At 65.6% G+C, this 19,559-nt stretch carries 13 protein-coding genes and 1 pseudogene; 5 read left to right on the top strand and 9 right to left on the bottom strand.

Going from position 1 to position 19,559, the window contains the following annotated elements; all coding sequences use genetic code 11:
- Positions 1–126: 126 nt before the first annotated feature.
- Both M3A49_RS37020 and gloA read right to left on the bottom strand, forming a co-directional pair.
- Positions 127–1,536 (bottom strand): undecaprenyl-phosphate glucose phosphotransferase, encoded by a 1,410-nt coding sequence (locus tag M3A49_RS37020; protein ID WP_416339090.1) that lies wholly within the window; start codon positions 1,534–1,536, stop codon positions 127–129.
- 638 nt (positions 1,537–2,174) lie between these two features.
- A complete protein-coding gene (gene gloA, locus M3A49_RS37015; RefSeq protein ID WP_266233274.1) occupies positions 2,175–2,561 on the bottom strand; it encodes a lactoylglutathione lyase in 387 nt (128 codons plus the stop codon).
- 196 nt (positions 2,562–2,757) lie between these two features.
- Here gloA and panE point away from each other — a divergent pair, with 196 nt between their 5' ends.
- Positions 2,758–3,708 carry a 2-dehydropantoate 2-reductase gene (panE, locus tag M3A49_RS37010; RefSeq protein ID WP_266233273.1) on the top strand — a complete coding sequence of 317 codons (951 nt, stop codon included), beginning with the start codon at positions 2,758–2,760 and terminating at the stop codon, positions 3,706–3,708.
- A gap of 42 nt (positions 3,709–3,750) precedes the next feature.
- On the opposite strand, the gene rsmA is transcribed toward panE, so the two are convergent.
- From rsmA to M3A49_RS36990, 4 genes are all read right to left on the bottom strand, one after another.
- A complete protein-coding gene (gene rsmA / locus M3A49_RS37005) occupies positions 3,751–4,578 on the bottom strand; it encodes a 16S rRNA (adenine(1518)-N(6)/adenine(1519)-N(6))-dimethyltransferase RsmA (RefSeq protein WP_266233272.1) in 828 nt (275 codons plus the stop codon).
- Between the two features lie 15 nt (positions 4,579–4,593).
- Positions 4,594–5,616 carry a 4-hydroxythreonine-4-phosphate dehydrogenase PdxA gene (gene pdxA / locus M3A49_RS37000; RefSeq protein ID WP_266233271.1) on the bottom strand — a complete coding sequence of 341 codons (1,023 nt, stop codon included), beginning with the start codon at positions 5,614–5,616 and terminating at the stop codon, positions 4,594–4,596.
- A 21-nt stretch (positions 5,617–5,637) separates the two neighbouring features.
- Entirely contained in the window at positions 5,638–7,005 is a 1,368-nt protein-coding gene (locus M3A49_RS36995) for a peptidylprolyl isomerase (RefSeq protein WP_266233270.1), read from the bottom strand.
- 101 nt (positions 7,006–7,106) lie between these two features.
- Complete coding sequence (locus M3A49_RS36990) at positions 7,107–9,491, bottom strand: LPS-assembly protein LptD (RefSeq protein ID WP_254352301.1); 2,385 nt, start codon at positions 9,489–9,491, stop codon at positions 7,107–7,109.
- A gap of 247 nt (positions 9,492–9,738) precedes the next feature.
- Here M3A49_RS36990 and M3A49_RS36985 point away from each other — a divergent pair, with 247 nt between their 5' ends.
- Together M3A49_RS36985 and murU are read left to right on the top strand one after the other, a co-directional pair.
- Positions 9,739–10,812, top strand: a complete 1,074-nt coding sequence (locus M3A49_RS36985; protein WP_266233269.1) for an aminoglycoside phosphotransferase family protein — start codon at positions 9,739–9,741, stop codon at positions 10,810–10,812.
- 11 nt (positions 10,813–10,823) lie between these two features.
- On the top strand, positions 10,824–11,585 hold the full coding sequence (gene murU, locus M3A49_RS36980) for an N-acetylmuramate alpha-1-phosphate uridylyltransferase MurU (protein WP_266233268.1): 762 nt from the start codon (positions 10,824–10,826) through the stop codon (positions 11,583–11,585).
- 47 nt (positions 11,586–11,632) lie between these two features.
- Here the strand turns inward: murU and M3A49_RS36975 are convergent, their stop codons facing one another.
- Positions 11,633–13,537 carry an ABCB family ABC transporter ATP-binding protein/permease gene (locus M3A49_RS36975; RefSeq protein WP_266233267.1) on the bottom strand — a complete coding sequence of 635 codons (1,905 nt, stop codon included), beginning with the start codon at positions 13,535–13,537 and terminating at the stop codon, positions 11,633–11,635.
- A gap of 297 nt (positions 13,538–13,834) precedes the next feature.
- On the opposite strand from M3A49_RS36975, the gene M3A49_RS36970 reads away from it, so the two are divergent.
- On the top strand, positions 13,835–14,230 hold the full coding sequence (locus tag M3A49_RS36970; protein ID WP_158758619.1) for an acyl-CoA thioesterase: 396 nt from the start codon (positions 13,835–13,837) through the stop codon (positions 14,228–14,230).
- 46 nt (positions 14,231–14,276) lie between these two features.
- Here the strand turns inward: M3A49_RS36970 and M3A49_RS36965 are convergent.
- Positions 14,277–16,911 (bottom strand): annotated as a pseudogene (locus tag M3A49_RS36965) (EAL and GGDEF domain-containing protein); the annotation flags it as partial.
- A 1,127-nt stretch (positions 16,912–18,038) separates the two neighbouring features.
- Positions 18,039–18,521, bottom strand: a complete 483-nt coding sequence (locus M3A49_RS36960; RefSeq protein WP_266233266.1) for a nitrate reductase associated protein — start codon at positions 18,519–18,521, stop codon at positions 18,039–18,041.
- A 163-nt stretch (positions 18,522–18,684) separates the two neighbouring features.
- On the opposite strand from M3A49_RS36960, the gene fdhD reads away from it, so the two are divergent.
- Entirely contained in the window at positions 18,685–19,554 is an 870-nt protein-coding gene (gene fdhD / locus M3A49_RS36955) for a formate dehydrogenase accessory sulfurtransferase FdhD (protein ID WP_266233347.1), read from the top strand.
- Positions 19,555–19,559: the final 5 nt, after the last annotated feature.

Here is a 19,559-nt window from a genome sequence, read left to right as displayed (position 1 = left end):
GCGCTACACAGAGCGCGATTGCAGTAGCGCTAGTCGCAAGCCGGGCGGCGGCCTCGTGCAGTTGCCTGCGACCTGCGCGACTAGACGGTTGATTGATTCGTGTCAGCACGTCCACATTCCGGCTATTCAATACGCGTTGCGATGTACCAGTCCCTTGAAGATCGTTGCGACTATGATTCGCATGTCGAGCCAGAAGGACCAGTTGCTGAGGTAATAGAGATCGTGTTCGACGCGGCCCCGCATCTTCTCGACAGAATCCGTTTCGCCGCGAAAGCCGTTGACTTGCGCCCAGCCTGTAATTCCCGGCTTGATGCGATAGCGGTGAACATAGTCGTCCACGATGTTTTGATAGAGCGCGTCATGCTCGATGGCGTGTGGGCGCGGCCCGACTACCGACATTTCGCCGCGCAGTACGTTTAGGAATTGCGGTAGTTCATCGAGACTCGTACGACGCAGGAAAGCACCAATACGCGTAATACGGGGGTCGTTACGGGTTGCCTGCCTGACGACGCCGTGCGCCGTTTCATGCACTCGCATGCTGCGGAACTTGTAGATGTTGAAGACCTTGCCGTTCGCACCTTTGCGACGCTGCGTGAAGAGCACAGGCCCCGGCGAGGAAAGCTTCACGGCGAGCGCGATGATGAAAAGCGCTGGAGCCAGCCCGATGACAGCCAGCAATGCAAACACGCGATCGAAAATATCCTTCGACACGAGGGCGCCAGACGAAAACGGTGAACCCACGAGGTTGATCGCAAACGTGCCGTCGAGGTTGACCATTTCACCTTCGAAAAGCGCCAGGCCACTGACATCGGGAACGAACCGGATGTTCACGAGGTCGTTGCGAAACAGGTCGATGAATTCGCGAATCGTGTTCTCTTCCGAGAGCGGCAACGCGAGCCAGACTTCCGCGACGCAATAATGCCGCACGTATTCGGCAAACCGTTCCCGGTCGCGAAACGCCGGTACGACGCTGGGCGCCATGGCAGTCCCGGGGCCGGTGTCCAAGATGGTCGACACGCTGTAAATCGAATATGGCATTGTTTCGACCTTGCGCAGCAAGTGGTCGCAATACGCCCCGCTGCCGACGATCGCAACCGCGTGCGTACGTGCGCCCTGCTCCTTCCGGCGCAGACAAAGGCTGCGTTCGGTGATCCGGCAGATCACGAGGCCCAGACCGGAGAGGTACATCCACCGCACGAACCAGTCACCCGCCGGTCGATACGGGTCGAGCAACGTGGTCGCGATCAGCAATGCGACGGCGAAAGCGAGCACCAAGGCGACTACAGGCGCGCAAACGCAGCGCCAGAAGATGTGGCTGCGAATGGCCTGATACAGGCCGAAGAGCGGAAAGAGGAAGACCGACGCCAATAGTGCGAAGGCGACAAGCGCGTTGTCGTAGCCGGGCTGAGCCGCTGTTGCCTCCAACCGCAGCGCAATGAACGCGCACGCTGCGATCACAGCAAAGTCCACCAAACGCATCAGTGCGCCAAAGCGGCGTCTCGATGTGGTGGGATTGCCTTGAGCGGGCAGATGCATTGGGCTTTCCACGAATGAATCGATCGCCGCGTCTCTGCAGACGGGGTTCATCACCGCTGGCGCACTCGACTCGTCGTCAGTGACTGCAGGTTGATTCGTGAAATGTCCAGCGATGCCATGAATCCACTAAGGATAAGAAACGAAATACGCGGAAACTGGTTGCTTGCCTGCACGCTGCACTCCCTCGCTCGACGAATTCGATTACGCTCGCGCGGATACGCACAACCTGCGCGTGCCAGCCCGAAGGTGGCTACCCCGCGCGTGGGAGCGCCTTGCCGAATCCGTTTCATGTTTAATGACAGGGGAGAGAGTTTCTTCCGCCGATACTTCTACGTATATAGGAAGAGTCTGAAATGGAGTCGTAGGGGATCGCACCCAGGTAGTCCCGGCAATCCAAAATCCACCGAAACAAGCGCCTGGCAATGACATACGAAATCAATCACCAATAATGATGAGACGCGCAATCGACAAATAGCCGCACTCATATCCAAAACGAGATAGAGATAACGGAATATTCAAATTCTCACAAATCGCCCAATATTTTCTTTTTAATTCCGGACGATTGCCAATTCGACTTAATGCTCAATGAGCCTCAAGCGACGGCATCGGGCAATCCCGACACCGCCACGAGAAAGACTTTACTTCTTCCTCTGAATAAACTCGATCTTGTACCCGTCCGGATCGGTCACGAACGCGATCACCGTGGTCCCATGCTTCATCGGACCGGCTTCGCGCACCACCGTCCCGCCCTGCTCCTTGATCTTCGCGCAGGCAGCGTAGGCATCGTCCACCTCGACCGCCAGATGGCCGAAGCCAGTCCCAAGATCGTACGAAGCCGTATCCCAGTTATGCGTAAGTTCGATCACGGTGCCATTGCGCTCGTCCGTGTACCCGACGAAGGCCAGCGTGAACTTGCCATCGGGGTAGTCTTCGCGGCGCAGCAGTTTCATGCCGAGCAGTTCGGTATAGAACTTGATCGAGCGATCGAGGTCGCCGACCCGGATCATCGTGTGCAGCAGGCGCATGGTGTACTCCGTTTTGCCGTCGTCAAAAAACGGACTGTACCAAAAACGCGCCGGCCCTGCCGGCGCCGGCAAGATACGCCGATTTGCTCTAGCATGGACGCCATCCCGAAATTGCCGCGGCAATTTTGCTAACTAAGCGTAAGCAAGGCGCGTAAGCCAGGCGTCTACGCGATGAACGCGAGAACGAGGAGTAGACATGCGAATTCTGGTAGTCGGCGCGGGCGCGACGGGCGGCTATTTCGGCGGCCGGCTCGCCGCTGCGGGGCGTGACGTGACGTTTCTGGTACGTGAGGCGCGCGCCGCGCAACTGCACGAAGCGGGCCTTGTCATTCGCAGTCCGGCGGGCGATCTCACGCTGCGCGACGTCAAGACCGTTACGCGCGAAGCGCTCGAGCCGCAAGGCGTTCAACCGTTCGATCTCGTGCTGCTGAGCTGCAAGGCCTACGACCTCGACAATGCCATCGATTCGTTCGCCGCAGCCGTCGGCCCGAACACGTTGATCCTGCCGCTGCTCAACGGCATGCGTCATCTCGAAGTCCTGCAGGCGCGCTTCGGCACGCAGGCGGTGCTGGGCGGCGTCTGCCTGATCGCGTCCACGCTCAACGACAAGCGCGAGATCGTGCATCTGAACGACGTGCAGGCCATCACGTTCGGCGAACTCGGCGGCGGCGTCTCACCGCGTGTGCAAGCCGTGGCGGATCAGTTCGGCAATGCCGGTTTCCACGTGAAGGCGAGCGATCACATCCTTCAGGAGATGTGGGAGAAGTGGGTGTTCCTCGCGTCGCTCGCGGGCAGCACGTGTCTTTTCCGCGCGCCCATTGGCGCGATTCTCGCCACGTCCGACGGTGCCGCGATCATCGAGCGCCTGTTCGCCGAATGCCGCGCGATCGCAGCTGGGCACGGCCACGCCGTGCGCGACAGCTTCCTCGAGCGTTCGCGTGCGATGCTGTTCGCCAGGGGTTCGTTGCTCACCGCCTCGATGCTGCGCGACGTGCAGAACGGTTCGCGCATCGAGGCCGATCACGTGCTCGGCGACCTGATCCAGCGCGGCGGCGCGGCACAGCACGCGTCGAGCGAGCTTTCGGTGCTGCGCATCGTCTACAGCCAGCTCAAGGCCTACGAGGCCCAGCGCGCCGAGGCGGCCTGAGCGGCGGATAGCGCACCGGCGAGGCGGCGCACCACGCGCACATCAAGCGCCCCCAGCCCCTTCCAGCGCCTGCGCGAGACTCACATATTCCTCAACGGGCACTTCCTCGGCACGGCGCGCCAGATCGAAGCCTAACGCGTCGAAATCGAGGCGCTCGCGGTAATCGCTGAGCGTATTGCGCAGCATCTTGCGGCGCTGCGAGAAGGCCGCCGTCACGAGTTCGCCAAGCACGGCGTCGTTGACCTTCGGCAGTTCGTGCGGCGCGTAGGGAATCATGCGCACGATCGCGGAATCCACCTTGGGCGGCGGCTGGAACGACTCGGGCGGCACGTCGATCAGCTTGTCGATCACGTAGCGGTACTGGAGCATCACCGTGAGACGGCCGAACGCCTTGCTGCCGGGCTCCGCCACCATGCGCTCGACCACTTCGTTCTGCAGCATGAAGTGCTGGTCGATCACGCGTTCGGCGAAGCTGGTGAGATGAAACAGCAGCGGGCTCGAAATGTTGTACGGCAGGTTGCCGACAATGCGCAGCGAGGGCTTCTCGCCCGGCGCCGCGAGCGAGCCGAAGTCGAACGCGAGCGCGTCGCCCGCATGGAGTTCGAGCAGCGGGCCGAACTTCTTCGTGAGGCGCGCGATCAGGTCGCGGTCCAGCTCGACCGCGTGCAGCGGCGATTCGGGCGTGGCGAGACGCTCGATGAGCGGCTCGGTGAGCGCGCCGAGACCCGGCCCGATCTCGACCATGCGCTCGCCGCGCTGCGGGCGGATGACGTCGACGATCGAATCGATCACGCCTGTGTCGACGAGGAAGTTCTGGCCGAAGCGCTTGCGCGCGAAATGGCCCTGGTGCTGTCTGCTGCTGTTGGACATCTTCTCTGGAATCAATCAGATGGCGCGCCGGTGGCGCGCCATCGAAACGGCGGTGTCGAGGGCGGCGATCAGGCTGCCCGCGTCCGCGCGGCCAGTGCCGGCGAGATCGAGTGCGGTGCCATGATCGACCGAGGTGCGCACGATCGGCAAGCCGAGCGTGACGTTGATGCCTTCGCCGAACGTCGCGTATTTCAGGACCGGCAGGCCCTGATCGTGGAACATAGCCAGCACGCAGTCCGCGTCCTTGAGGTAGCGCGGCTGGAACAGCGTGTCGGCCGGGTACGGGCCGCGCGCGTCGATGCCTTGCGCGGCAGCGGCGGCCAGCGCCGGCGAGATCGTGTCGATCTCCTCGCGCCCCAGGTAGCCATTCTCGCCCGCATGCGGGTTGAGGCCGGTCACCAGGATGCGCGGCAGCGGCACGCCGAAATGATGGCGCAGGTCGTGGTCGATGATGCCGAGGGTTTCGACGAGCCCCTCGACGGTGAGCGCCGCCGACACGTCCTTGAGCGGCAGATGCGTCGTGGCGAGCGCCACGCGCAACGGACGCGCGCCGGTGCCCGCCAGCATCATGACCACGCGCGGCGTGTGCGTGCGTTCGGCGAGGTATTCGGTGTGGCCGGTGAACGGCACGCCGGCGTCGTTGATGGTGCTCTTTTGCAGCGGAGCGGTGACGATCGCGTCGAATTCGCCGGCCAGCGCGCCGTCGATGGCGCGGTCGAGCAGCGCCAGCACATAGCGGCCGTTCGCGGGGTCGAGTTTGCCTGGCTTGGCGGGCGTGGCCAGCGCCACATGCTCGACCTGCACGGGCTGGTTCGCCAGCACGGCGGCCCAGTCGACGCTCACGGCCTGCGCGCGCGCTTCGAGCAGCGCGCTGTCGCCGAGGACGACGAACTGCGCGTCGGGCCAGTGCGCCGAGGCGCCCGCCAGCGCGGCGGCGGTCAGCTCGGGACCGACGCCGGCCGGCTCACCCGTGGTGATGGCAATGCGGATCGGCCCCGCCCTCCGCGGAGCCGGCGACGACGATGCGGAGGCGTTCATGGCTCGATCCCTGTGTGACTCTTAGTTGTGCGGCGGCGTCATGCCCGCGATCTTGTAATCGACGTAGGCGCTGTCGCGCAGCTGGCGCAGCCAGTCGGCGTAGGCCTGCTCCGCCTTGCGCTGGCCGATGGCCTGGCGCGCGAGTTCCATTTGCTGCGCGATCGAGCCTTCGGCGTCGCGGCGGCCCAGCACCTGGATCAGGTGGTAGCCGTACTCGGTGCGTACCGGCTCGCTCAACTGGCCGTCCTGCAGCGTATTCATGGCGCGCTCGAATTCAGGCACGGTTTCGCCCGGGCTGATCCAGCCGAGGTCGCCGCCCTGCGAAGCCGAGCCGTCCTGCGAGTAGGTGCGCGCAAATTTGGCGAAGTCGCCGCCCGCCCCGATTTCCTGGCGGATTTCGAGCAGCTTCTGGCGCGCCTGGGGCTCGGACATGCCGTCGCCCACACGCAGCAGGATGTGGCGCACGTGCGTTTGCACGAGCTTGGGCGCGTCGGCGGCCGTGCCCTGGCCCTGGCGGCGCTCGACGAGGCGCACGATCTCGAAGCCGTCGCTGGTGCGGATCACCGAGGGGTTCACCTCGCCCGGACGCAGCGTGGAAGCGGCGGTCACGAATTCGGGCGGCAGCTTCGTCTGCGGCAGGAAGCCCATGTCGCCGCCCTTGCCCGCGTCGCTCGCCTGCGAGTTCGACTTCGCAAGGCTCTCGAATTTGCTACCCGACTGGGCCTCCTTGAGCAGCGCATTGGCCTTCGCCTGCGCGGCTTCGATGTCGGTTTCCGAGGCGTTCAGCGGCGCCTTGATGAAGATGTGCTGGAAATGCAGGTCGCTCGACTGGCCCGCGTTCGGTCCGCGCTGGCTCGCGATGTAGTTCGCGACTTCGGCGTCGGTCACCGTGACCTTGCTGTCCACCTCCTTCTCGCGCAGCTTCGAGAGCGTGAGCTCGGTGCGCGCGTCGCGCATGAAGGTGGTCCAGGGCACGCCAGCCGCCTCGATGCGCGCGCGATAGGTGGCGAGATCCATGCCGTTGGCCTGGGCGAGGCGCTCGAGCGTGCGCTGCACGCCGGCGTCGTCGACGGTGATGCCGTCTTCCTTGGCCTTCTGGAGCTGAATGCGCTCGAGCACCATCTGGTTGAGCACCTGCGCGCGCAACTGCTCCTCGGGCGGAACCGGCGCATTTTGCTGCTGCAGCCGGTGAGCAATCATTTCGGCGCGGCTGTCGAGCTCGCGCTGCGTGATCACGCCGTCATTGACGACTGCGGCGATCGTGTCGACCGTCTGGCCGTTGCCAGCCGGGAGACCTTGAGCTTGCGCCGGCGCGGCCGGCAACACGCCTGCGACGGCGAAGAGACTCGCAGCGTACGCTGCCAGGCGAAGCTTTTTCATGATTCCCACAGATACTCCAATGTTGGCGGGCACGCTTCGCCCGTCTCTATGCAACCGACACCGCGTTGCCCCGAGGCGCCTCGCGCAAGCAAGGCGCTCCGGATCACGCGTTATTGATAATCAGTGAAGCGCGAATCCGGCGGCGACTGAGCCGGCAGCTGCGTGTACCCCGGCACTGCGGTCCTGAACGCCGCCACCAGCCCGTTGTCGACGTTCGACAGTCCCTTGAGCGTAAGCTGCGCGAGAAACCGCGTTGACGAATTCGGCGTGCCCGACGTATTGAGCCCGTTCGCGTAACGCTGCAGGCCGACCCCGAGCACCCAGCAGTCGGCGTCGTACTGCATGCCGACCAGGCCGTCGACGATCCGATGGCCGTTCAGATCGTAGTTGAAGCGGCCCACGGCGTACACCCGGTGCGAGAACGGCCATTGAGCCGAGATCAGAACCTGATTGATCGGCTGGAAGTCGAGCGTGGTGTTCGCGCGCGTGTAGCGGTAGGCCACGTTCAGCACGCGGCTCGTTCCCGGGCTGTACCCGAAACCGATGCTCGCCTTGGTGAGCTGGTTGCTGTCGGCATTATATTGGAACGCCGTTTCGGAAGCGAAACCGGCCCCGATTTTCAGGGCCGCGCCCGCAATCAGGTCCGAGTGCGTTGCCTGACTCGTGCTCTCGCCCGAGTTGAGCGTGACGCGCTGATCCTGGAAGTAGTACTGCTGCGCGATCACGAAGCGCGCGCGCTCGTCGCCCGAAGCCGGGTCGATGAAGCGCGTGGTAAGCGCGGCCGTAAGGCGGTTCGCGTCGGCAATGCGGTCGTTACCGACGAAGGTGTTCGGCGTGAAGATTTCCGCGAGGCCGAAGTCCGACTCTGCGGTATCGAAAAGGGGCGCGAACTGCTGGTTGCGGTACGGCGTGTACACGTAGTACAAGCGCGGTTCCAGCGTCTGGATGTAATCCTGACCGAACAGGTGGACCGAGCGGTCGAACACGAGGCCCGTGTCGAAGCTGAAGGTCGGGATCGATTCGGTGAAGCTCTTCGGCGTGCCGACCGGCGAGCCGAAGGTCGTGCCCGCCGGGCCGATGTTGCTCAGGTTGTACGACGCGAAGTGCCACTGAACCTTCGGCGTGACGAAGTAACCCGGCCCCATCAAGGAGTACGACAGGTACGGGTTGAAGACGACGCGGTCGCCTTGGGTCGCATTGTCTTCCGTAATGCGGAAGCGCGAATAGTCGGCTTCCATGCCGTAGTCGAAGCCGCCGACGTTGTACTTCGCGTACTTCACGTTCAACTGCGGCTCACGGCCATAGGGCGGCGTCGACGACTCGACCGTCTGCCAGTGCTGGTAGCGGCCCAGCACGGACCACGGCCCGTTGTTGTACGTGAGGCCGGCTTCCTGCTGGTACAGCGTCTGCGTGCCGTTCAGGAACTGGTTGGCCGGCGACGACAGGTCCGACGGATAGGTGTTGTCCGAGACCTTGTTGTAGTAGACGTAACCGCCGAACCCGTTGCCAAAGTTCTGGTTGTGCTGGATGAACAGCGCGTAGCGGTTCGTCTTCGTGATCGCGTCGTCGGGCAGGAAGGTCCCGGTGATCGAACCCGAGTAATTCGTCGAGAGATACCGGTAGTTGCCCTGCAGGAACACGCCGCGCTTCGAGATGATCTCGGGCGTGAACGTGAAGTCGCGGTTCGGCGCGATGTTGAAGTAATACGGCAGCGAGATTTCGTAGCCGTTCGTCGAGCTGACCGAAAACGTCGGCGGCAGCAGGCCGCTGCGACGGTCACCCGAAAGCGGGAACGACAGCCACGGGCTCGCAAAGATCGGCACGTCCTGGAAGAACAGCACGGCATTGTGCGCGACGCCTTCGTCGCTGCCGGTGTCGAAATCGAACTCGCTGCCCTTGATGTACCACGCCGGATTGGTCGAGCAGTGGCACGCCGTATAGGTGCCGGTCGTGAGCACCGAGCGCTCGCTGTCCAGCAGGTCGGCGCGCGCGGCGCTGCCCGAGCCGCCCGTGAGCGTGAAATGGTACTTCGGCGCGGGCATGAAGCCCTCGTTCGCCTCGACCTTCAAATGCGCCTCGGGCCCCGAGAACGTCGTGCCGTTCTGCACGACCGTGACATTGCCGTAAGCATTGGCCATGTCGGTGTCCTGGTCGTAGTGCAGGGCGTCGCCCTTCACCACGTTCGAACCCTGGCGTAGCTCCGAGGCCCCTTTGACGGCGAGGTCGGTATCCACCGTGCCGGTCGTCGAATCGCCGAGCACGAACGTCGCCGGGTGCTGGCCCGACGCATTGGGGTGATCTTCGAGTTGCGGTGCGATCCGCAGGCTCCACGGGCCGTCCAGCTGCTCGGGCTGCGCGGCCGCGCCCGAGAGCTGGGCGTGCGCGAGCGCGGGCACCAGACCCGGTACGGCCAGGAGTGCCGCGATGAGCCGCCGCTTGCCCGGCACGCCGTCGTCACTAAGGGAGATCGTCTGGAAAAGCTGTCTGGGCGGCATGTATGGTTTTGGCGAATCGGCCCGGCCGCCTGCCCTCTCCATGATGGTGGCCCGCCTGGGCACCCGCCTCCCGATGAACCGGATCGAGGCCGGGCTGCAAACAATTAATTACAATTCATCGTCCCCCTGGAGCGACGATGAATGCGGCGAGCGAACCGTCATGCGGGCTTTGGCGCGAGTCGCGTCAAAAAAGTCGTGGGGTATTATATGGCAAGACGTTGATCCACTGATTTTGCCTCTGGCTTTCATGACCTTTTCCGCCGCGCATTCTCCCGCCGCTTCCTCTGGCGCCTCTCCGACCGACAATCGCCGCGACCTGCTCGCCGCCTGGCTCGGCAGCCACGCCGGCCAGTACGCCCTCGACCTCGCAACGCTCGCCCCGGCCTCGGCCGACGCGAGCTTTCGGCGCTATTTCCGCCTCGCGAGCGCGGGCGCGCACGGCGCGACGCTGATCGCCGTCGACGCCCCGCCGCCCGAAAAGAGCCGCGAATTCGCCCAGATCGCGCAGTGGCTCGAGGCGGCCGGCGTCCACGTGCCGCGCGTGCTCGAAGCCGATTTCGACGCGGGCTTCATGCTCGTGACCGATCTCGGCACGGCGCCCTACCTGAAAGCGCTGCAGGAAGCCGGCCCCGGTGCGCGCTCGCGCGAGCTGATGCGCGACGCGATCGACGCGCTGATCCGTTGGCAGCTCAGCTCACGGCCTGGCGTGCTGCCGGACTTCGGCGAAGCCTTCATGCGCCGCGAGATGGAGTTGATGCCCGAGTGGTATCTGGAGCGCCATCTGGGCCGCAAGGTCGACGAAGCCACGCGCGGCGTGCTCGATCGCACCTTCGCCCTGCTCGTGGCGAGCGCCCGCGCGCAGCCGCAAAGCTTCATGCTGCGTGATTTCATGCCCCGCAACCTGATGATCGCCACGCCCAACCCCGGCGTGCTCGACTTCCAGGACGCCGTGTACGGCCCGATCACCTACGACGTCGTCTCGCTGCTGCGCGACGCGTTCCTGAGCTGGGACGAGGAGTTCGAGCTCGACTGCTTCGCGCACTACTGGGAGCGCGCCAAGAAGGCGGGACTGCCTGTCGATGCCGACTTCGGCGAGTTCTACCGCCAGCTCGAGTGGATGGGCCTGCAGCGCCACATCAAGGTGCTCGGCCTGTTCTGCCGCATCAACTATCGCGACGCCAAACCGCATTACATGGCCGACCTGCCGCGCTTTCTCGCCTACGCGAGCAAGGTCGCGCACCGCTACCGCCCGCTCGCGCCGTTCGCACGGCTCATCGACGAGCTGCAGGGCAGCGCCGTCGAAGTCGCTTACACCTTCTGAAGCGGGCCGTCATGACCCAATCGAATCACACGCCGGCCAAGGCGGGCCACGGGCGCACCGCCATGATCTTCGCAGCCGGACGCGGCGAACGCATGCGCCCGCTCACCGACGCCTGCCCGAAGCCGCTCCTCACCGTGGGCGGCAAACCGCTCGTCGTGTGGCAGATCGAGCGGCTCGCCGCGGCGGGCTACACGCGCATCGTCATCAATCACGCATGGCTTGGCGCACAGATCGAAGCCGCGCTCGGCGACGGCGCGCGCTTTGGCGTGACGCTCCACTATTCGCCCGAGCACGACGCGCTCGAAACGGCGGGAGGAATTGCTCAGGCGCTGCCGCTCATCGAGTCGATGGGCACGCCCGAGGTGTTCCTCGCGGTGAGCGGCGACGTCTACAGCGCCTACGATTTCGCGCGCCTGAAGACGCACGCGCAAGCGCTCGCGGCGCAGGCGCAGCCGGGCATGCATCTCGTGATGGTGCCGAACCCGCCGTTCCACCCGAAGGGCGACTTCGCGCTGGGCGTCGACGGCCGGTTAGCGCTCGAAGGCGCGCCGCGCTACACGTTCGGCAATATCGGCCTCTATGACACGCGCATGTTCCGCGACCTCGCGCCCGGCACGAAGCGCGCGCTCACGCCGTACTATCGCGAGGCGATCGCGCAAGGGCGCGTGAGCGGCGAGCTATACGAAGGCGTATGGGAAAACGTCGGCACACCCGCACAACTCGAAGCGCTCGACGCCGCGCTGCGCAATTCGACCGACGCGCACCCCGGCTGAAACCCGCGACGCGACGCGCCATGCCAATGCCGGCGCGGCGCGCCTCTTCAGTTTCCACCCGCCGCCGGCAACTCCACCTGCCCCTGTTGTGACTGGGACTGGGGCGCCTCAGCCGCCTTCTGCTGCTGAAGCGCCCACATCTGCGCATAGTGTCCGCCCGCATGCAGCAATTGCGCATGCGTGCCGCGCTCGACGATGCGCCCGTGATCCATCACGATGATTTGCTGCGCGTGCACGACGGTCGAGAGCCGGTGCGCGATCACGAGCGTCGTGCGCTCGCGCGCGATCTGGTCGAGCTCGTGCTGGATGGCGCGCTCCGAACGCGAATCGAGCGCTGACGTCGCCTCGTCGAACAGCAAAATGGGCGGATTCTTGAGCAACGTGCGCGCGATCGCCACGCGCTGCTTCTCGCCGCCCGAAAGCTTGAGGCCGCGCTCGCCCACGGACGTGTCGTAGCCCTTGGGCAGGCTCTCGATGAACGCGTGAATGTGCGCCGCGCGCGCCGCCGCGATCACTTCCTCGCGGCTCGCCGTGGGCCGGCCATAGGCGATGTTGTAGTAGATCGAGTCGTTGAACAGCACCGTGTCCTGCGGCACGATGCCGATCGAGGCGCGCAGCGAATCCTGCGTCACATCGCGGATATCCTGGCCGTCGATCGTAATCGCCCCCCCGCTCGCTCGATCGAGATCGTAGAAGCGGAACAAGAGCCGCGCGAGCGTGGACTTGCCCGAGCCGCTATGTCCCACCACGGCCGTGGTCGTGCCCGCCGCAATCGTGAAACTCAGGTCGTGCAGAATCTGGCGCGACGGCTCGTACGCGAAGTTCACGTGCGAAAAGCGCACCTCGGCGCCGCGCACCGCAAGCGCCTGCGCGCCGGGCACGTCGGCCACTTCGCGCTCGACGGTGAGCAGCGTGAACATGCGGTCCATGTCGGTGAGGCTCTGCTTGAGCTCCCGATACACCACGCCGAGAAAATTCAGCGGAATATAGAGCTGCAGCATGAAGGTATTGATGAGCACGAGGTCGCCGAGCGTGAGCCGCCCCGCCATCACGCCCTGCGTGGCGCGCCAGAGGATGAACACGAGCCCGGTGCCGATGATCGCCTGCTGCCCGAAGTTGAGCGCGGAAAGCGAGTGCTGCGACTTGATCGCGGCCTGCCGGTAGCGGTGCAGGTTTTCGTCGTAGCGCTTCGTCTCCCACTCTTCGTTGCCGAAGTACTTCACGGTCTCGTAGTTGATGAGCGAATCGATTGCACGCGCGTTGGCGCGCGAATCGAGCTCGTTCATCGTGCGGCGGAAATGCGTGCGCCACTCGGTCACCTTCACCGTGAACACGATGTACGCCACGAGCGCGATGAGCGTGACGATCGCGTAATACGCCTCGTACTTCACCGCGAAGAAGCCAAGGACGAGGCCCACTTCCACGAGCGTCGGCAGGATGCTGTAGAGCGAGTACGAAATGAGCTGCGTGATGCCGCGCGTGCCCCGCTCGATGTCGCGCGACATGCCGCCCGTCTGCCGTTCGAGGTGAAAGCGCAGTGAGAGCGCGTGCAGATGGCGGAACACCTTGAGCGCGAGTTGCCGCACGGCGCTCTCGGTCACCTTCGAAAACAGGATCTCGCGCAGCTCGGTGAACAGCGACGTCGACAGACGCACCACGGCGTACGCCACCACGAGCAGTCCGATGCCGCCCGCGAGCACGATGCCGGGCGCGTGCTCCGCGCGACCGAGCGCCGTGAGATGGCGCACCGGGGCGAGACCGTCGACGATGTGCTTCATCACGATCGGCACGCCGAGGTTGGCCACCTTCGCGCCGATCAGGCAGGTGAGCGCGAACGCCACGCGCCAACGGTAAGCGGTGAGGTAAGGCAGCAGCGAAACGATCGTCTGCCAGTCGTTGCGCGGCCCGGTGGCGGGCAGCGGGGGTTCGTTGGAAGCGGGAAAGCGGCGCATTGGGCGAGCGGCGTGAAGCCTGTGCCAGGCGGCGCGTCAAGGCCGGTTCGGGAACCGGAAGCTGGCGCGGCGCAAACGGCACGGCGAGTCATGTGGGGCGGATGTGAGTTCCTGGCGACGGGTTTCGCGAAGGTGGAGGGCTCTAATCGACCCGGCCGCCGCGCCTTAAGCTTTCCCGTACAATTCCTGATCAACGTATTGTCGCAGAAGGCGGCGCACGCCGCTGAGCGCCCCACGCCGGCCCCGGGTCCGCGCCGCAGCGCCATCCGCCGTTCGATCCCTTTTCATGGAAGCCCGATGACCGACTCCTTCCCGCTCCCCCAAAAATCGCCTGCGCTGCGCGTCGTGCCACAGCCTTCGGACGCCAACGTTCACGGCGACGTCTTCGGCGGCTGGATCATGGCGCAGGTCGACATTGCCGGCTCGATTCCGGCAAGCCGCCGCGCCAACGGACGCGTCGCGACCGTCGCGGTGAACTCGTTCGTGTTCAAGCAACCGGTGTTCGTGGGCGATCTGCTGAGCTTCTACGCCGATATCGTCAAGACCGGTAACACCTCGGTGACGGTCGAGGTCGAGGTGTACGCGCAGCGTATGCGCCTCCAGGAGGAAGTCGTCAAGGTGACGGAAGCCACGCTCACCTATGTCGCGACCGGCACGGACCGCCGCCCGCGTCAGTTGCCGCCGATCGAATAACCAGGCCGCAAGCGCCCCCGGCGCTTGCACTCGGCTCAAACCCGGCTCAAACCGTCCACACAAGCCCAGGCGCGTCCTCGTACGTAGCGCTCGCGCGCAACAGCGCCGCGGCCTCGTCGCCGGGTAGCGGCGGCGCGAAGAAGTAGCCTTGCAGCTCGTCGCACGCGCGCGCGCAGGAAGGCGAACTGCGCCGAGGTCTCCACCCCTTCCGCGATCACCTGCAACTGCAGCTCGTGCGCAAGCGCAATGATGGCCGCCGTGATCGTTTCGTCGTCGCTGCTCGTGCCGATGTCGGCCACGAACGAGCGGTCGATCTTGAGCCGGTCCACGGGCAGACGCTTCAGATAGCTCAAGCTCGAATAGCCGGTGCCGAAGTCGTCGATGGCAATGCCGATGCCCAGCGCGTGCAGCTCGTTCAACATCGACACGGCTTCTTCGGCATTGCGCATGAGCGTGCTTTCGGTCAGCTCGATTTCGAGCCAGCAGGCTTCCAGCCCGGTTTCCTGCAGCACGTCCTTCACGAGTTGCGCAATGTCGCGCTGGTGGAACGTCTTCGCCGAGAAGTTCACGGACACGCGCACGGGCGGCAGCCCCGCGAGCTGCCACGCGCGATTCTGCCGGCAGGCCTCGCGCAGCACCCAGTCGGAGAGCGGGCCGATCAGGCCGCTTTCCTCGGCCACGGGAATGAACTGCGCAGGCGAGACGAGCCCGACCTCGGGATCGCGCCAGCGCACGAGCGCCTCCATGCCGATGATGCGCCCGCCCTCGATCTCCACCTGCGGCTGGTAGTGCAGCAGGAACTCGCTGTCGCGCAGCGCCCGGCGCAGGCGCCGCTCCAGATTCAGGCGCGCCCCCACATTCGCGTTCATTTCGGGCTGGAAGAACTGGAACGTGTTGCGGCCCATGTCCTTCGCGCGGTACATCGCGACGTCGGCCTTCTTCATGAGCGTCTCGGCATCGTTGCCGTCCTGCGGGTAGACGCTCGCGCCCATGCTGCAGCCCACATACAGCTCGGTGCCGTCGATCCACACCGGCTCCGAGATCAGCGCGCGCGCCCGCTCCATCCAGCCGATCAGCGACTTCTCGTCGATGGTGTCGGTGAGCACGATCACAAACTCGTCGCCGCCGTGGCGCGCGACCGTATCGGTCGTGCGTGTGCAGCGCTGGAGCCGCTCGGCCACCACACCCAGCAGCCGGTCGCCCACGCTGTGGCCGAGACTGTCGTTGACGTTCTTGAAGCCGTCGAGGTCGATGAACACCACGGCCACGCCCGTGTCGTGCCGCTGCGCCGCGAGCAGTGCGTGCTGGAGACGGTCGCGCAGCAGGTTGCGGTTGGGCAGCAGCGTGAGGCTGTCGTAGTTCGCCTGGTATTCGAGCTGCTCCTGGTAGCGGATCAGCTCGGTCACGTCGTTGATGATGCCGATGTGATGCGTGATGCGGCCATCGAGATCGGGCACCGGCGCGATCAGCAACTGGTTCCAGAAGAGCGCGCCGTCCTTGCGGTAGTTGCGCAGCACGGCGCTCACTTCGCGATTGGCAAGCAGCGCCTTGCGCACCGCGATGAGTCCGTCCTGATCGCGGTCGTCGCGCTGCAGGAGGCGGCAGTCCTGGCCGATCACCTCGGCCGGATCGAAGCCCGTGATGCGGCGAAACGCCGGATTCGCGTACTCGATCAGATTACTGCCGCCCGGGCCTGGCGCGGTGATCAGAATGGCGTTGACGCACGCGTCGAGCGCGCGGCTTTGCAGGCGCAGCGCGAGGTCGGCGCGCTTGCTTTCGGTGGTGTCCGAGTACGAGCCGAGCACGCCGATCACGCGGCCGTCGCCGTCGAGCAGCGGCAGCTTGCTCGTGAGCGTCGTGCGGTGCAGGCCGTCGATCGTGTGGTTGTCCTCGTAGTTGATGCGCGGCAGCCCCGAGTCGATCACCTCGCGGTCCTGTTCGCGCATCCCGTCGGCGTAGGCGCGCCACGGCAGGTCGTCGTCGGACTTGCCGATGATCTGCTCGGGGTACGCGAGGCCTGCGTCGCGCGCGAAGGTCATGTTGCAGCCGAGATAGCGCGACTGCGCGTCCTTCCAGAAGATGCGCTGCGGGATGTTGTCGATCACCGACTCGAGCATCTGGTTCGAGCGCTGCGCCTCCGCCTCGGCCTTGATCTGCTCGGTCACGTCGTCGGCGAGCACGAACACGGCGTCGCGGCCGAGGAACGTAAGCGAGTGATGCGAGATGTCGGCGCTGATGATCGAGCCGTCGCGGCGGCGATGGTGCCAGATGCCGGCCATCATGCGCACGTTCTGCGTGACCATGTCCGAGCGCGTGAGGTGTTGCTCGAGCCGCGAGACGTCCTCGGCGGGACGGATATCGCGGATCGTCATGGTGAGGAATTCTTCCTCGCTGTAGCCGTACTGCTGGATCGCGGCGGCGTTCACGGCGAGAAAGCGCAGCGTCTCGCGGTCGAACACGTACATCGGCACCGGATGCGCGTCGAACAGGCCCTGAAAGCGCTCGCTGCGCAGGCGCATGCCGCTCACGGCGCGCAGCTTCTCGCGGGCGGCGCTCTCGCGCGCGCCGAACGTGTAGATGAGGAGCGTCGCGCCCGCGAGCATCGTCACGATCAGCAGTAACAGTGCGCGGCCGCCCGAGCGCGCCGAGTCTGCGAGCGCGGCGGCTAGCGCCAGATCCTCGGCACGTTGCAGCGACGCGAGCTGCCCGTCGAGCTGATCCACGAGGTTGTCGATGCGGATGTATTCGCCGGCGAGCCACGCGGCCGTGGCGGGCGCCGTCGTTGCCGGGTCAGGCAGCCCAGCGGTCGCCGTGATGGGGTTCTGGGCGCCATTCTGGACAGCCGGCGCCGCAGTGAGCGTGTCCAGAGTCACGGCACTCGCCGCCTCATCCGCCGCGGCGTGCAGCGGCAAGATCGTGCCGGTCACGACATGACCGGCCATGCGCGCGTCTGCGGTGTTTCCGGGTTGAATCGTCTTCGCGGCGGCGGCGTTGCGGGCGAGCGCCTCGCGCGCGCCCCACGGCGCCGCGGGCGAACGCGCGGCATTCGCGGGCATGGCCGTGCCGAACTCCTGGCTGGCCGCACCGTCAGCCGGCACAGCCTGCGCTGCCGCGCTCCCGCTCGCCCCCGCCGCCACGCCCGCCTGCCCGCGCTCGTCGGCAACGCGCTGCTCGGCGCGAGCGAGCGTCACGTCGATCTCGCTCGCCATCGCGCTGGCCTGCCCCGCCAACGCGTCGAAACGGGCTGCGAGGTCGGCGTTGCCGGCCAGCTCCGCGCGCAGCGCGCGGGCGGTTTCGTCGAGCATGGCGGCGCGCGCGTCGTGGGCGGCGGCTGACTCCGTCTGGCCCTGTGCTGCGAAACGGCCCAGCGCGCTCACGCCGCCGCCAAGCGCATCGCGATAGCGGTCGAGGTCGTGACGGATCGTCGCCGCCTGGCTCGCGCGCAGGTCGATCCCGCGCTGACCGTCGATCTGCGTCCACGCGACAAAAGCGTTCGCGCCAACGGCCGCCGCAACGACGGCCAGATTGATGAGTTGGCGCTTCGAAAAAAGAAGGTTCATGAATGCCGAGCGTCGTTCGCGCCCACGCCGTGAGCGCGGGATGATGGGTCACGACTGCGCGCGACCGGTCGGCGCCTGACGCGCCAACCCGAAATAACGGCAGGGCCGGCCGGGTCTTGAGGGTAAATGTGGAGAAAGAAGCGGAAAACGACCCGCGGCGGCGCAAGCCAGCCGCAGTTAGCGGGAATCGGGTAGGGATCGGCTATGAATCGTGGCGGGCAGGATCGGCGGGACCCAGCGGGTAAACATCACCGCGGCACCGCCAGCCCGAACTCGTGCATCGCCGGCGCGAAATCGTGATTGCTCTCGGGTTTGCGCGCGAGCTTCGCAAGCACGTAGCGCCGGAACGGGTCGAGCTGCGCCCAGTCTTCGAGGCCGGGCGCCTGCAGGCTGGCAAGCTCGGATTGAAGCGCAATGCCGCCCGGCACCGCGTTCACGTCACGCCAGGCCGGTGCTTCTTCGGGAGCGAACCATTCGGGTTCGACGTTCGCGTGCGTGCGCATCATCTCGAAGAGCGCGTGGTCGAAATTGGGCTCGATTTGCGTGTCCTCGTCCACGGGGAAACACGCCAGCAGCCGGCGGTCCTCATAGGGCAGCAACTGCCATTGGGCGAGAGAAATGCGCAGACCAAAGCGATCCAGGTTGAAGCGCACGCACATCGGAATATAGGTGAGGTTTTCCGACGAGTCGACCTCGAACCGGAAAAGCAGCGGAGCTTCGTTCAATGCCATGACGGTATCCTCGCGAGGCGGACATAAGCGCGGGCGGCCCGCTTGAGGTATTTTAGAACCTTCCGCGCGCGGCGCGGCCCCGCTGTCCCCCGGCGGCGCTGCGGTACCGCGCCGCACAAGGACCGATGGAGTTTTGCGCTTGACCACCCCAACCCCCACGCCAATGAGCACCGCAAACCGGCCGCAGATCACGACGACGAATCCGCCGACGCATCCCGTCGAAACCGAAGGCCAGCCTGGCGCCATCGAATTGCGCGTGCATCGGCACCGCGGCGGCGGCGTAGAAACGCGTGAGGACCACGTGGGCCAGGAATGGCCCGTCGCGCTCGTCTTCAACGGCATTTCGCACGCGGTCATGATGTGCACGCCGCGCGACCTCGAAGCGTTCGCCGTGGGCTTCGCGATCTCCGAAGGCATCGTCGGGCGCAATGCCGACATTCAGGACATCGAGGTGTACTGGCATGCAGAGTCGGATCTGCCGCACGCCGAAGTTCACTTGACCGTGGTGCAGCAGGCGTTCGTCGAACTCAAGGAAAGGCGCCGCGCGCTCGCCGGGCGCAGCGGCTGCGGCGTGTGCGGCATCGAGAGCATCGACCTGCTCGATCTCGAACCGGAACAGGTGCCCGATACGGGCTTCGCCGCGCGCCTCGCACCCGACGCCATCGCGCGCGCCGCACGCGAGCTGCCGCAGCATCAGGCGCTCACGAAGCTCACCGGCGGCCTGCACGCGGCCGCGTGGTGCGACGAAAACGGCGCGATCCTGCGCGCCTTCGAGGACGTGGGCCGCCACAACGCGCTCGACAAGCTCATCGGCCAGCTCGTGATGGAGCGCGCCGACACGCAGCAGGGCTTCGTCTTCCTCTCCAGCCGCGCGAGCTACGAACTGGTGCGCAAGGCCGCGCGCGTGGGCATTCCGATGGTCGCGACGATCTCGGCGCCCTCCTCGCTTGCCATCACCATTGCAAAGCGCGCCGGACTGCGGCTCGTGAGCTTTTGCCGCGAGTCCGGGTACGTCGATTACGAAACGGCCTGAAGCGC

The organism is Paraburkholderia sp. CNPSo 3076 (assembly GCF_026343935.1).
GTDB classification, from domain to species: Bacteria; Pseudomonadota; Gammaproteobacteria; order Burkholderiales; family Burkholderiaceae; genus Paraburkholderia; species Paraburkholderia nodosa.
The sequence above is the reverse complement of the archived record's forward strand: the minus strand, read 5'-3'. Positions and strand labels throughout refer to the sequence as shown.